Source organism: Enterococcus sp. AZ091 (genome assembly GCF_051714805.1).
GTDB classification, from domain to species: Bacteria; Bacillota; Bacilli; order Lactobacillales; family Enterococcaceae; genus Enterococcus_D; species Enterococcus_D gallinarum.
The window spans coordinates 261,970-274,397 of record NZ_JBIOSO010000002.1 but is presented as its reverse complement, the minus strand read 5'-3'; the positions used below and the strand labels follow the sequence as shown (position 1 = coordinate 274,397).

Sequence of the window (12,428 nt, the reverse complement as noted above, 5' to 3'; positions counted from 1 at the left end):
AGTCTCCTTCCTTTATTCCGTTTTTGTTACGATTTCGTGTCCGCCAAATCCATTTCTCAGCGCAGACACCACTTTTGCTGAGAAGCTGTCTTGTTCTTGTGATAAATTTCTCATGAAAAGACTTAATGCAATCGCTGGAACGGCAACGTCCATTTCCAGTGCTGTTTCCACCGTCCATTTGGCTTCTCCTGAAGCAGCAACGATACCCCGATATTCTTCTAAGTGGGGGCTGTTGGAAAATTGTGCTTCGGCAATCTCCATCAGCCAGCTGCGGATTACCGATCCGTGGTTCCAGACATGGGCTACTGCTGCTAAATCAAAAGCATACTCACTCTGCTCAATCAGTTGGAACCCTTCACCGATTGCTTGCATCATGCCATATTCGATCCCGTTGTGGATCATCTTCAAGAAGTGACCGCTTCCTGATGCGCCTGCATAAAGATATCCGCCTTCAATAGCAACATCTTTGAATACTTGTTCGATCGAATGAAAGGCATTTAAGTCGCCGCCGACCATCAGACAAGCATTCTTGCGCGCACCGGAGATTCCTCCTGAAGTGCCGCAATCCAAATAGGCAACCTCTTTGTCTGCAAATTGTTTCCCTCGTCGAATCGAATCTTTATAATTTGAATTTCCACCTTCTATCACGATATCTTCTGGCAAAACAAGTGGCAGCAAGTCTTTTAGTACCGATTCTGTGATTTCCCCTGCTGGCAGCATCAGCCAGATGACTCGTTTGCCAGTAAATGAAGCGACCATTTGGCTGATAGTCTCATATGTTTCTATTCCCTCCCTTCGTGCAGCAAGTCGTGCTTGTTCTGAAAGATCCAGCCCTTTCGTTCGATAGCCATGATCTTTTAAATTGCTTGCTAAGTTCAAGCCCATTTTGCCAAGACCGATAATACCAATCTCCATGATAGCGCCTCCATTTCTATCTTCATTATACAAAAAAATATTTTTTTGTAAATATAAATAATAAAAAATATTTTTTATTTGCATTTCTTTGGAAATCGTTGTACTTTAAAAATGAAGGCTTCGGAATGTATTGAAAAAGGAGAAAAACACTATGACTATATCGATTCGCTTAAAAATCAAGACCCTCTATAAAGACTTAAGCCCCAAAGAACAAGCAATCGCCGATTACATACTCGAAAACCCCAGTAAGGTTAGCCATAGTTCCATTAGTGATTTAGCAAATGAGCTAGGAATGGCGGATTCGACATTTTTTCAATTTACAAAAAAACTTGGTTACAACGGTTTTAAAGACTTTAAGATGGCCATGTTGATGCAAGAAAATGATTTATCCGCCATCTCTTTCCACGAAAATATTCAGCAATCAGATAACGAGCTGACCATGGCGCGCAAAGTCTTTGATTCCAACCTCACCACATTGACCGATACGCGAAAACTACTGCAAGAAGAAGATTTGAAACAAGCCGTCCAAATGATCGACAGTGCCAAGCGATTGTTCTTTTTTGGCGTAGGCGGTTCTGAAATCGTTGCAGCTGATGCATACCATAAATTCTTGCGCTCACCGATTTCTGTCGTTCACAGTGCGGATTATCACATTCAGTTGATGGAAGCAGCGTTACTGACCCCAGAAGATTGTGCCCTGTTGATTTCTCATACGGGTAAATCGAAAGAAACGATTGAACTTGCGCAAGTCGCCAAAGATTGCGGCGCCAAAGTTATCGTTATTACCAGTCACGCAGCATCTCCGCTAGCCAAATTAGGGGATGTCGTATTTATTTCTGTTTCCGAAGAGATCGAATTTCGTTCAGAAGCTCTTGCTTCCAGAATCTCTCAACTAAGTATCATCGATTCGCTCTATGTGATTTTGATGTTTATCAACCGCAACAAATCCCAAGACTCCATTGCGAAAGTTCGACGTACGATTTCTAAAATCAAAGAATAGCCTTCTTTAAATAGCGTAGCAGCCTAATCTTTAAAACCTTTCAATCATGTACTAATGGGTTATGTAAAAGTAATTTCCTCTGCTCTCCTTTCTTTGGACTTCAGAGGATTGATGGCTAGTCTAAATAAAAACCAAAGCTAACGATTAAAGTTCTGATACCGTCTAAGCATAAGCGTGTTCGATTTTTAGTCCATGATAATAGAAAAAAGCAGACTGTCTTTCCTCATAGAAAAACAGTCTGCTTTCTCTTGTTAAAAATCCTCACAAGTCGCGATGATCCCTTAAGCGATAACCGAGACCGATCTCAGTGATCAAGTATTCGGGACTGATGGTATTGGTCTCGATCTTTTTTCGTATATTTGACATATTGACCCGCAATACTTGCGGATCAGTGCCATAAGGTCCCCAAACTTCTGTCGCCAACGTTTGGTACGTTACGACTTTGCCTAGATGTTGGAACAAAACAGTTAAAATTCGGTACTCATTTTTGGTTAAATGGATCTCTGTTCCGGCCTTAGTCAAAAGCTGCCTTTCAGTATCAAGTGTTAATTCACCATTCTTGATGACTAGCGGCATTGGCTCTTGCTTCCGATGCCTGAATGCTGTGCGGATCCTTGCAAGCAATTCATTCATACCAAATGGCTTGGTCACATAATCATCCGCACCAAGATCCAACGCTTTGACTTTCTCGCTTTCATTGCTGCGAGCTGAAATCACGATCAATGGCACCGCCATCCGTTTGCGAATGATTTTCAATAACTCCATGCCGTCAATATCGGGTAGTCCTAGGTCAAGTAAAATCAAGTCAAAGGATTGTTCCTGAAAAATCGTCAGAGCAGCCATTCCAGTCTCTGCTACTCGAATATGATACCTTTCTTTTTCTAAAACGACTTCCATAAAATCGGCGATCGTCGGATCGTCTTCAATCAGCAAGACAGTTCTTCCCATGATGCCCACCTCCAGTTAATTCAAATAAATGCGTACGACCGTTTGACCATCTGCTACGGCCATCTCCAACTTGCCATGATGGGCATGAACAATGGTTTTGACGATACTCAGGCCGATGCCGAGACCATTTTTTGAGTCTACCGGCACTTCATTGTCTGAAGACAGATTTGATTGGATCCGTTCAAACTGCTTCATCGATATTTCCCCGGTATTTTTTATTTCACATACCGTTTTCGCTCCTTCTTGAAATACAGACAAGTAGACTTTTTCCGAGTCTGAACCATGTCGAAAGGCATTTTCTACTAAATTAAAAATCGCTTGTTCCATCAAAATCGGATCTACTTCTACGAACAGGACCGATTCCGGCAACTGAACGATCAACTCTTTTTCCGGATAGACTTTTTTTGCATGTTCATAGACTGCGCCAATGATCTCTTCGATTGGTTCTGGGGTTTTCTTGACTTGCATCGTGTCCATGTTGATGCGAGTGATCGAAAGCAAATTCTCCACCATGCGGATCAGCCATTGGGACTCACTTTGGATGTCTCTCAATAACTTGCTGCGAGTCGCTTCCTTTAAAGAGTTATTAGTTTGTAAGAGCGTCTCCGCAATTCCTGAAATTGCCGTTAAAGGTGTCCGTAAATCATGAGAGATGGCCCGCAACAAATTGCTGCGAACTTTTTCTCGTTCATTTTCTAATTCAATTTTTTCTTTTTCATCCTTCAATTCTGTTTGTTCTAAAATCACAGCTAACTGGGTCAACACTAAGCGCAGATAATTTAGTTGGCTGTTCTCAAGTGGAAAATTACGGCTTCTGCGAATTCCTAAAACGGCCAGTGTTTTGCTATTGGCAATAATCGGTAAATAAAATCCCTTTGCACCACTTAATGTATCGGTCCCATAGCCAGACTCTTTCTGATTTTTGGCAGACCAATAAGCAACAGCCGCTTCTTCCGGATGACTCAATGCGGATTGTTTTTTTGCTCCATATTGGCTTTGTTTTTGCGCTTGTGCATCATACAAAATCACTTCGCGATCTAACAAGCGGGCCAGATAGGTGGCTGACAAATCAAAAATCTGCTGCCGGTCTTCTGCTAGAACAAATTGCTTGTTCAGCTCATAAAGTATTTCCATCTGCTGTTCTTTTTCCATTGAATGAACAGCTTGTTTTTTTAAACGAACCATTAGATTACTGATCATTAGTGCGACAAGCAGCATGATGACTAACGTAATCGGATAACCTTGTTTATAGACGGTCAAGGAGTACAGTGGTTCAACGAAGAACCAGTTGAAGGCTAGGACGCTCAGGATCGAAGAAAGAGCGCTCCAGAAATAGCCTGAAGTTAGACGCGCTACAAGTAGAATAAAAAAAATGTAGACGAGCATCAAATTCTGATCACCAAAATGCAAATACTGCATCACTTCAGTCGTCAGTGTCGCTAAGAAAACACTGATCAGGGCAATCGCTAGATCCTTTCCCCCTCCTTCAATGACTTTCTTGGAAAGAGAAAAAATAGAAGCACGCTCCTCTTTGTAAGGAATCAAATGAATCTCAGTGTCAGGCAACCGTTTCAGTAGCCGCACATCAAGTTCTTCCACAAACAGTTTCTCATACCATGGCTTGGCCAGGTTTTTACCCATGATGATGTCGGTGGCTCCCACCAGCTTGGCATATTCGATGATTGTTTCAAAATAATTGTCTTCTTCAATGACAACGACTTCCGCGCCTAACTTTTCGGCTAATGTCGTTGCTTCATTTTTTTCTTCCGAACGTATGTAAAGCACAGTCCATTCAGCACCTAGGCCTTGCGCTAATCGCGCTGTCCAACGAATACTTTTTTCTGCCATTTTAGGGAATGCATCCTGGACAATCGTGATCAGTTTGCTCTGGATTCCATTGGTTCGGCCACTGATTCGATTGATGTGGTCAGAAGCCCGCTGAATCGCCAATCCCCGCAGTTGTTCCAGTTTTTTGGGAATAAAAAAATTCTGCAACGCTCGCTTGGCATTTTCGTTGGCATAGATTTTTCCTTGTGCCAACCGATCGATCAGCTCATCCGGCTCGACATCGATCACTTTCAATGTTGCTTGTTGGAAGAATGTATCTGGGACCGTCTCTTTGACTTCGATCCCAGTTACTTCTTCTACAATATCATTCAAGCTTTCAATGTGTTGGACATTGACCGTCGTATGCACATCAATACCGGCATTTAAAAGTTCTTCAATGTCTTGATACCTCTTGCGATTTCTTGATCCTTCAGCGTTCGTATGGGCCAACTCATCGATTAAGACAATCGCAGGCTGCTGCTGAATGATCGCATCGATATCTGGTTCAGTCAACGTGATCCCTTTGTATTGGATTTCTTTCAACAGAATCTGCGGCAAACCAACCAGCAGACTATTGGTATCTGGACGATCATGGGGTTCGATGTAGCCTATCACCACATCTTTGCCGAGGGCTTTTAGTTCCTGTGCTTCTAAAAGCATGGCGTAAGTTTTTCCTACTCCTGCAGCAAAGCCAAAGTACACCCGCAGCCGGCCTTTTTTTCGATTTTCTGCTTTCAATGTATCTACTGATGTTGGTCTATCCATGTTTGCTTCTCCCATCAACAATCACTTACAGTTTATCTAATGCTAAATTCAGTTCAAGCACATTGACAAATGTTCGATCAGAAAACCAATCTTTTTGTGTCTTTTCTTTTATTATAGCACGAATGGCTGTTTCCTTCTGTTTACGTTCTTTGGCGATGCGAGGTACTTGTATCTCGGCTGCAGCGACACTAATATGCGGATCTAATCCGCTGGCTGATGCAGTCACCAGATCAACCGGTACCTCTGTGATTTGATTTTCTCTTTGAAGCGCGGTCTTTCTGTCGGATACCAGTCCCTCTTGTTCCGCAGAGACCGGAGACAATTGGGAGACCGCATTGCTTCTGCCAGCAAAGTAGCCTGGTTGCAGGAACTGCTGACCAATCAGTGTTGAACCAACTACTTCTCCCTCTACCATTCGTTGACTACCATTGGCTTGGTTGGAAAATAGCAATTGACCGACACCAGTGATCACAGCCGTATACACCCCGCCAAAAAACAAAATACTAAACACCAAGAAACGCAATTGAGTCCCTAGAATCTTTTTCATTTCTGCATCCTTCTTTCAATTTGTTCATAGTAGGAAAAAGCTTAGCACGATATCGATCAATTTGATAAAAATGAAAGGTGCGATCAATCCGCCTAGTCCATATACCAGTAAATTGTGGCGCAAAATTTGGCTGGCTGGTTTTTCTTTGTATTTGACTCCTTTTAGAGCTAATGGAATCAAAGCAACGATAATGACCGCATTGTAAATCACGGCTGACAAGATCGCCGTCAGTGGACTACCTAACTGCATCACGTTCAATTGCGTCAGTTCAGGATAGATGCCATAAAAAAGAACAGGGATCACGGCGAAATATTTCGCCACATCATTGGCAATGCTGAATGTCGTCAATGCACCACGAGTCATCAACAGCTGTTTACCGATTCGTACGACCTGCAGCAATTTGGTTGGACTGGAATCCAGATCGATCATGTTGCCAGCCTCTTTGGCAGCCTGTGTTCCAGTATTCATAGCCATTGCCACATCTGCTTGAGCCAATGCTGGTGCATCGTTGGTTCCGTCGCCGGTCATGGCAACCAAGTGTCCTTTTTCTTGGTATTGCCGAATCAATTCCATTTTGTTTTCTGGCGTTGCTTCAGCGAGGAAATCATCGACTCCCGCTTCTGCTGCAATCGCTGCTGCGGTCAACGGGTTGTCTCCTGTGATCATGATAGTTTTGATACCCATTTTCCGCATATCGGCAAAATTTTCCTGCACACCGTTTTTGACGATGTCCTTCAAATAGATGACCCCCATGACTTGGTCATTTTTGACAACTACCAACGGGGTACCCCCAGAGTGCGCCACTTTGGCTACGATTTGGTCACACTGTGGTGGGTAGGTACCGCCACGAGCGAGCACATATTTCTTGATCGTATCCGCCGCACCTTTACGAATTTGATCGCCACGATAATCCATGCCGCTCATCCGTGTTTTGGCACTAAAATCGATAAATTTCACTTCGGATTGTTCAAAAGCGCGTTCTCGAATCCCAAATTTTTCTTTGGCTAGAATAACAATACTGCGGCCTTCTGCCGTTTCGTCAGCTAATGAGGAAAGCTGCGCGGCATCTGCTAATTGTTCTTCACTAATACCGGCTACAGGTAGAAAGGCACTTGCCCGACGATTTCCCAGTGTAATGGTTCCTGTTTTATCCAATAACAAAATATCGACATCACCAGCCGCTTCGATGGCACGACCGCTCATGGCAATAACATTTTCTTTCGTCAGACGGCTCATTCCAGCAATCCCGATCGAAGAGATCAGTGCACCGATGGTCGTTGGGGCTAGACAAACGAGCAATGCAATAATTACAATACTAGAAAGCGCGGTTCCTTTTTGCGAAAGAATACTGCTTAATTCCGTAAATGGGACTAATGTTACTGCCACCGCTAAAAAGATGATCGTCAATGTGATCAGAAAAATCTGCAGCCCAATTTCATTAGGCGTTTTTTTGCGTTGTGTCCCTTCTACCATTGAAATCATTTTATCCAAAAACGAATGTCCATTTTCAGACGTCACTCGAATGACCAAGTAATCGGAAACCACTGTTGTCCCGCCAGTGACTGCACTGCGGTCTCCACCTGATTCTCGAATTACTGGCGCTGATTCACCCGTAATGGCACTTTCATCTACCGAGGCAGCACCTTCAATGACATCGCCGTCTGCCGGAATCTGTTGTCCAGAAACGACATAAACCAAGTCACCTTTTTTCAAATCTGATGACTTCATTTCGATGAACTGCTCTGATTGGATATCCTGTAAATCATTGATTTTGTAAGTCATGACATCTTTTTTGGCTTGTTTTAAGCTATCTGCCTGAGCTTTCCCACGACCTTCCGCGACCGCTTCAGCAAAATTTGCGAACAGTAATGTGAGCCAAAGTAAGCTGGTGATCGTGATGGTAAACCACAATGGAATGTCAGATTGTTCAAAGCAGAGAACCGTCGCTGCGATGGCACCAATATAAACCACGAACATCACTGGATTTTTTATTTGTTGCCGCGGATCTAGTTTGAGAAATGCTTGCTTGATTGCCCAGCGATATATCTTTTTCATTTTATTCTTCTCCTTTTTATTTCAGTGTAAGAAAATCTGCGATCGGACCTAATGCCAATGCAGGTAGAAAACTTAATGCCCCGATCACTAAAATCACAATCATCAACATCGTGACGAATGTCGGATTGACGGTAGAAAGAGTACCGTCATTCACAGCTACTTTCTTCTTGCGTCCCATGTTTTCAGCCAAAAATAAAACGGCGATGATCGGAATATACCGAGAGAAAAGCATGAGTCCACTACCTAAGACATTCAAGAATGGGGTATCTGCTAACAACCCATTAAATGCACTTCCGTTGTTATTAGCCAATGATGTTGCTCCGTATAACAGTTCACTAAATCCGTGAGCCCCTTTGTTGGTCAACCATTCCAAAATATCCGGGTGCATCGCAAGCGCCATCGCCCCAAACAGCGTCAGCAGAAGCGGCGTCAAAATGACTAAACTTGCCATTTTGATATCAAAGGCTTCGATTTTCTTGCCTAAATATTCTGGTGTGCGTCCAACAAGCAGTCCGGCAATGAACACTGCTAAAAGCAGAAATGCTAACATCCCATAAAGCCCGCTACCGACACCACCAAAAATGATTTCCCCTAGTTGCATGAGAAACATCGGCACTGCACCGCCTAATGGAGTGAAGCTATCCAACATCGCGTTGACCGATCCGTTGGAAGCTGCCGTGGTACTGACTGCCCACAAACTTGACCAGCCAATCCCAAAGCGAATTTCTTTGCCTTCCATATTGGCTGAACCAACGACATCGTTGAAAATCGGTCCATAGTTTTCACTGATCAATACGCCTAAAAAAGCGGCAAATAGGAAAAACAGCGAAACAAATAAAATCGTTCGTCCTTGTTTCCAGTCTTTTACCCAAAAGCCAAAAGCAAAAATCAGCGCAGCTGGTAAAAGGAGAATGGCTAAATTCTCGATAAAGTTTGAAAAAATCGTCGGATTCTCAAATGGATGGGCCGAATTGGCCCCAAAAAAGCCGCCACCGTTCGTCCCTAACTGTTTGATAGCCACTTGACTAGCAACAGGGCCAAGATATAACCAAAGATTTTCTCCTTCCAAACTGTTGTAGGCCATTCCGCTACTGAAGGTTTGAACGACTCCTTGAGAGATCAATAAAATCGCAATGATCGTGGACAGTGGTAATAGGATATACAATAATCCGCGAACCATGTCTTGCCAGAAATTGCCTAAATAGGATTCTTTTTTCTGAACCAATCCACGAATGAATGCACAAAGAACAGCCAATCCAACTGCCGCCGACAAGAAATTTTGGACAGTCAAACCAAAGACTTGCGTACTATTGGATAGTGCCAACTCGCCAGAATATGCTTGCCAGTTCGTATTAGTGATAAAGCTGACAGCTGTATTAAGTGCTAAATCAAAAGACAGATTATCAACCTTTGCTCCACCCGGCAGCCAACCTTGAACCATTAAAAGTACCGTCAAAAACAGCAGCGAACTGATTCCTAGCCCTAATACACTGATCAAATAACGTTTTGCGGACATTTTTCGCTGACTTTCAGAACCGATCAACCGATAGAAACCACGCTCGATCGGTTGGATAAAGCGGACGAAACGGGGCGTCTCCCCCGTCATGATCATCTTGATATAAAACCCTAAAGGGGCTGCTAAAATCAGTAATACAAAAAAGAAAAACAGCCCTTGAAAAACAAAGCTCATCATAACTCTTCCCCCTTGAACAGAAACCAAAATAGATAAAGCATCAATCCAAAACTCAAACATCCTAAAAGTAGTAACATCTTCTTCCTCTCCTTTGATCTTATCTTAAAAAAAATGTTGTAAAGATAGTATCAAGGTTCGCTGGATTTCTTTATATCTTCTTTATACGATGAGCTGTAACACAATCTGTCTGTTTACAGCGAATTAGCGGATTTATCTTCTTGCCCACCCTGTTATATTTGGTTATACTTGTCTCACTTAATCTAGAAAGGAGCAATCAATAATGCAGTTTACGATCTCGGGTCTGGTCTTAATCCCGTTATTTCTTGTTACTTGCTATTTGATTCTGCGTTACAATGCTGCTCAGCTTTCACTTTTTCAAAAAATAACGGTTGGAGCCTTTGTTTTCTATAGTTTCGCTGTCCTTTACTTGACTTTTTTCCCTTTTCAAATCCAAACAGGGGTCTATGCCAATCAATCCGATTGGCTTAGTCGCATCAACTTCTCCTTAGCAGCAGATCTTTCGATGCTCCCTAATCTCATTATGTTGGCCCCATTAACTGTTTTTTATTATCTGATGGTAAAAAAAACTTCTGCCTTACGAGCTGTTCTGCTAGTTTTTTTAGTCAGCTTTAGTATCGAAGTACTGCAGTTTTAAAGCAATTATTTCCTAGGCGGCTGGCGAGGGGCAGATGTCGTGGATTTGATTGCAAATACCGTTGGGGCATTACTTGGTTATTTGCTCAGTCGCTTTCTTTTCACTGTGCTGCCTGAGCGATCCTTTCTTAGAAAATTTATGCTTCATTCCCCTAGTGAGTCGTAAATCAACTATCGGAGCAAGCAAAAAAGAGCCCGTCAAAAGGCTCTTTTTCGTATCTGTCTATTCGAAAAGAAAATCTTGCAGTTTTACTAGATGGGTATTGCTGTTGCCGGAAATCAAGCAGATCACTTTGTTTAGCAATTTGTTGAAACGATCGTGGCACCAAAAGGCATCAATGCTAGACCCGCTAGTTTCAGCGACTGTTTCGCAAAAGGAATCCCAATAATCGTAATCGTTAAGAGAATGGCACTCATCAGATGAGCGATTGCCAAAGGTATTCCTGAAAAAATCAGCCACAGGATATTCAATAGCAAAGAAACCCCTGAACCACTATAGACAACTTCTTTTCCAAAAGGGGCCAATGATAAAGAAGCGAATTTAAAACACTGCAAACCAATCGGGATACCGATGATCGTCACACACCACAGACAACCGGCCAAAAACCACGAAATTGCACCAAGCAATCCACCAAAAATCATCCAAATCAGGTTTCCTAAACAACTCATACTCATCACATTCCTTTCCTTTGAAAAAAGCGGCCATCATAAATGACGACCGCCTTGCATTATCCTTCGTTCGTTTTTGATTACATTCATTTAGCCAACTGCTTATTCGTTAGAATTTCCGCCAAATACACCCGTGATCGAAGACCAAAGTCCACTGAAGAAGTTTTTAACATTTTCCCATAGTCCTTTGGATTTTTCTTCAATTTGTTTGCGGGCTTCTGAAAGATCCAACTCTTTGACAAAATCTTCAAAAATATTTTTGTCTTTCATGTCGCTCATCAATGTTGTCAATTCAGTAACTTGATCCGAAGTCACGATTCCCTCTAAACCATTGTCTTTCAATGCTTTTTCAACAGTTGCTTGAATATCGGATTGAGTCAACTCTGAGCCATCAGCTGTTTGAGCAGCTAGCTCTGTTTTCGCTTGTTCTTGTGCAGCATTCAGAGCTTCATCAGAATAGCCTTCTTTGTCTTTGTTTTCTTCTGTAATGGTTGATAAGACATCCATTTCATCTTGCGCAACACTGACACGATCTTGATTGATGATGCCGCCGGATTCTTCAACGATTTTGTAGACTCCTGCCAATGCCCCAGAACCGTCAATCGGTACAGCAGAAGCTACTGTTAGCTTAGCATCTGTGATCCCAGCAGTCAGTGCGGCATTTTGGTATTGTGCGGCAGTGATGCGGGTGATATTTTTAGGTGTCGCAATATCCACCGTGATTCCTTCGCCACTATCAAGGGTCTGCATGCGGACAGAACTATACACCGCCCAATCTTTAGTAAAGCCACCATCAGGGATATATTTCATTAAATCGGAACCTGAAGTCGTATAGATCGGTGTTTCTCCTTTGATCCCCAGTTGATCCAGGGTATAGTTTTCTTGCTCTTTTGTTAATGCATTACCGATGGCTACCGCATTGATCTGCAATTTTTCTTTACTATCCGTCGTAGAAGTCGCAGTTTCTGAGCTTGCTGTCTCTGAAGCTGCCGAAGACGAGGTTTCGATCGTTTGTGAGATTGCTGAGCTCCCTTCACTTGAAGTTGATTCTTCAGCAAATGCTAATGGTGCGGCAACTAAAACTTGGCTAGAAACCAAGAGAGTGGCTAAAATCATTTGTTTTTTTCTGATATTTTTTTTCATAGTATCCTCCATCTAACTATTTTCCTGTTTCTATTATTGTACTATAAGAGATACGTTTCGACCTACGGCTAGGGTCGGATTTGAAGGAAAATTTATGATCTACTTGTTTAAAGAAAAAATTAAAAATGTTTTTTTATCGCAATATTGAGGATACTGACTACAAACGTACTTATTATCTTTATTACATTTGTTATTGACTGTGTGGTTACCCG

Annotated in this window: 9 protein-coding genes and 1 pseudogene; 2 read left to right on the top strand and 8 right to left on the bottom strand. The window is 42.5% G+C overall.

Annotated elements, in window-relative coordinates:
- Window positions 1-12: 12 nt before the first annotated feature.
- A complete protein-coding gene (gene gnd / locus IGJ28_RS13800) occupies window positions 13-915 on the bottom strand; it encodes a phosphogluconate dehydrogenase (NAD(+)-dependent, decarboxylating) (protein WP_252711554.1) in 903 nt (300 codons plus the stop codon).
- A 151-nt stretch (window positions 916-1,066) separates the two neighbouring features.
- Between gnd and IGJ28_RS13795 the strand changes: the two genes are divergently transcribed.
- On the top strand, window positions 1,067-1,915 hold the full coding sequence (locus IGJ28_RS13795; protein ID WP_003125570.1) for a MurR/RpiR family transcriptional regulator: 849 nt from the start codon (window positions 1,067-1,069) through the stop codon (window positions 1,913-1,915).
- Window positions 1,916-2,176: 261 nt separating this feature from the next.
- Here the strand turns inward: IGJ28_RS13795 and IGJ28_RS13790 are convergent, their stop codons facing one another.
- The 5 genes and pseudogenes from IGJ28_RS13790 to kdpA form a co-directional block, all read right to left on the bottom strand.
- Window positions 2,177-2,863 carry a response regulator transcription factor gene (locus IGJ28_RS13790; protein WP_021150372.1) on the bottom strand — a complete coding sequence of 229 codons (687 nt, stop codon included), beginning with the start codon at window positions 2,861-2,863 and terminating at the stop codon, window positions 2,177-2,179.
- A gap of 15 nt (window positions 2,864-2,878) precedes the next feature.
- Window positions 2,879-5,455, bottom strand: a complete 2,577-nt coding sequence (locus IGJ28_RS13785) for a DUF4118 domain-containing protein (protein ID WP_438845453.1) — start codon at window positions 5,453-5,455, stop codon at window positions 2,879-2,881.
- A 25-nt stretch (window positions 5,456-5,480) separates the two neighbouring features.
- Window positions 5,481-6,002 (bottom strand): potassium-transporting ATPase subunit C, encoded by a 522-nt coding sequence (locus IGJ28_RS13780; protein WP_003125567.1) that lies wholly within the window; start codon window positions 6,000-6,002, stop codon window positions 5,481-5,483.
- 24 nt (window positions 6,003-6,026) lie between these two features.
- Window positions 6,027-8,063 (bottom strand): annotated as a pseudogene (gene kdpB, locus IGJ28_RS13775) (potassium-transporting ATPase subunit KdpB); the annotation flags it as partial.
- A gap of 10 nt (window positions 8,064-8,073) precedes the next feature.
- Window positions 8,074-9,750, bottom strand: a complete 1,677-nt coding sequence (gene kdpA / locus IGJ28_RS13770) for a potassium-transporting ATPase subunit KdpA (RefSeq protein ID WP_138371160.1) — start codon at window positions 9,748-9,750, stop codon at window positions 8,074-8,076.
- 280 nt (window positions 9,751-10,030) lie between these two features.
- Here kdpA and IGJ28_RS13765 point away from each other — a divergent pair, with 280 nt between their 5' ends.
- Window positions 10,031-10,405, top strand: a complete 375-nt coding sequence (locus tag IGJ28_RS13765) for a VanZ family protein (protein ID WP_252711557.1) — start codon at window positions 10,031-10,033, stop codon at window positions 10,403-10,405.
- 296 nt (window positions 10,406-10,701) lie between these two features.
- On the opposite strand, the gene IGJ28_RS13760 is transcribed toward IGJ28_RS13765, so the two are convergent.
- Window positions 10,702-11,073 carry a YccF domain-containing protein gene (locus IGJ28_RS13760; RefSeq protein WP_252711787.1) on the bottom strand — a complete coding sequence of 124 codons (372 nt, stop codon included), beginning with the start codon at window positions 11,071-11,073 and terminating at the stop codon, window positions 10,702-10,704.
- A 102-nt stretch (window positions 11,074-11,175) separates the two neighbouring features.
- Window positions 11,176-12,216, bottom strand: coding sequence for a DUF1002 domain-containing protein (locus IGJ28_RS13755; protein WP_156247722.1), 1,041 nt, complete (start codon window positions 12,214-12,216; stop codon window positions 11,176-11,178).
- Between the last annotated feature and the right edge of the window lie 212 nt (window positions 12,217-12,428).

What these genes read in the sequence shown, in the direction of transcription:
- IGJ28_RS13790 (WP_021150372.1), bottom strand. Translation starts at nt 2,863, where the DNA reads ATGGGAAGAACTGTCTTGCTGATTGAAGACGATCCGACGATCGCCGAT.
- IGJ28_RS13780 (WP_003125567.1), bottom strand. Translation starts at nt 6,002, where the DNA reads ATGAAAAAGATTCTAGGGACTCAATTGCGTTTCTTGGTGTTTAGTATT.
- IGJ28_RS13795 (WP_003125570.1), top strand. Translation starts at nt 1,067, where the DNA reads ATGACTATATCGATTCGCTTAAAAATCAAGACCCTCTATAAAGACTTA.
- IGJ28_RS13785 (WP_438845453.1), bottom strand. Translation starts at nt 5,455, where the DNA reads ATGGATAGACCAACATCAGTAGATACATTGAAAGCAGAAAATCGAAAA.
- IGJ28_RS13765 (WP_252711557.1), top strand. Translation starts at nt 10,031, where the DNA reads ATGCAGTTTACGATCTCGGGTCTGGTCTTAATCCCGTTATTTCTTGTT.
- IGJ28_RS13755 (WP_156247722.1), bottom strand. Translation starts at nt 12,216, where the DNA reads ATGAAAAAAAATATCAGAAAAAAACAAATGATTTTAGCCACTCTCTTG.
- kdpA (WP_138371160.1), bottom strand. Translation starts at nt 9,750, where the DNA reads ATGATGAGCTTTGTTTTTCAAGGGCTGTTTTTCTTTTTTGTATTACTG.
- IGJ28_RS13760 (WP_252711787.1), bottom strand. Translation starts at nt 11,073, where the DNA reads ATGAGTTGTTTAGGAAACCTGATTTGGATGATTTTTGGTGGATTGCTT.
- gnd (WP_252711554.1), bottom strand. Translation starts at nt 915, where the DNA reads ATGGAGATTGGTATTATCGGTCTTGGCAAAATGGGCTTGAACTTAGCA.